This is a genomic window from Kocuria sp. CPCC 205235 (genome assembly GCF_040980905.1).
In the GTDB taxonomy this organism is placed as follows: Bacteria; Actinomycetota; Actinomycetes; order Actinomycetales; family Micrococcaceae; genus Kocuria; species Kocuria carniphila.
In genome coordinates this window covers 1-1369 of the sequence record NZ_JAVKPR010000068.1, presented here as the reverse complement: position 1 = coordinate 1369, position 1369 = coordinate 1, and the positions used below count along the sequence as shown (strand labels likewise).

The window sequence follows — 1369 nt, the reverse complement described above, 5'->3', positions numbered from 1 at the left end:
AGGTCGAGGCCTCCAGGATGGGTAGCGACCAAGCAACCTGATCCATAAAGGCCTCGACGTGTCTCATGCTATCTGCGCGCCCGCGTGCGCGCTTTTCGACCTGCCCGACGTCCACGTCCTGGCCGTGGAACGCGGGGCGCGCCAGTTCACCGTGGTGGTTGAGACCGTGCCGCCCCTGGTGGGCTGCCCCTCCTGCGCAGTGCTCGCCACCGGTCATGGCCGCCGGAAGGTGCTCCTGCACGACCTGCCCTGTGCTGGGGTGCCGGTGCGGGTTCGCTGGCGCAAGCGGATCTACCGCTGCCTCGAGGACGCCTGCGAGATCTCGACGTTCAGTGAGCTCCACGAGCTGGCGGCCCCGCGGGGCAAGCTCACCACCCGCGCGATCGCCTGGGCCGTGGCCCAGCTGCGCTCCCACGACATCGCGGTCTCGGCCCTGGCTGAGATGCTAGGGGTCGCTTGGAACACCGTCTGGGATGCCATCGCCCCGGTCATCGAGGACCAGTTGGCCGCGCAGGAGCGGCTGACCGGTGTGGACGCTCTCGGTGTCGACGAGCACGTCTGGCGCCACGTCGGTCCGCCCGGCACCGGACTGGTCACCGGGATCGTGGACCACTCCCGCGGTGAGGACGGCCGGCCTCGGGCGAGACTGTTGGACCTGGTCAAGGGCCGCACCGGGGCCGCCTACGGCCACTGGCTCTCCGAGCAGGGGCCGACCTTCACGAGCGGGATCCGCACGGCGACGCTGGACCCGTTCCACGGCTACGCCAATGCCATCCGCGACAAGCTCCCGGAGGCCATCACGGTGCTCGATGCGTTCCACGTGGTCAAGCTCGGCGGCCAAGTCGTCGACGAGGTGCGTCGCCGCGTGCAACAGGACACCCTGGGTCACCGCGGACGGGCCGGAGACCCGCTCTACGGGATCCGCCGGACCCTGCAGATCGGCGCCGAGCACCTCACTCCCAAGCAGATCACCCGCCTGAACGCGAAGCTCGAGGCCGGGGACCCGCACTATGAAGTCACCCTCGCCTGGCACTGCTACCAGAAGCTGCGTGCCGTCTACCACGCCCGCCCCGAAGCCGGACGCCGGCTCGTCGCCGAGATCCTGGGGGCCTTCCCGACCTGCCCGATCCCGGAGGTCGCCCGGCTGGGCCGCACCTTGCAGCGATGGCGGTCGGCGATCCTGGCCTACTTCGACACCGCCGGAGCCTCGAACGGGCCGACAGAGGCGATCAACGGGGTGATCGAGACGATGCGCCGGGTCGCTCGGGGTTTCCGCAACTTCGACAACTACCGGCTACGCGCCCTGCTCGCCGCCGGTGGCCACCGGCCGTGGCGGAAGACGCCTACCCACGCTCATCTGTGAAGGGCC

1 protein-coding gene is annotated in these 1369 nt (G+C 70.1%); it reads left to right on the top strand.

What is annotated here, in order from left to right:
• Positions 1-58: 58 nt before the first annotated feature.
• Positions 59-1363: an ISL3 family transposase gene (locus RF638_RS15975; RefSeq protein WP_344223702.1), complete on the top strand. Its 1305-nt coding sequence runs from the start codon at positions 59-61 to the stop codon at positions 1361-1363.
• Positions 1364-1369: the final 6 nt, after the last annotated feature.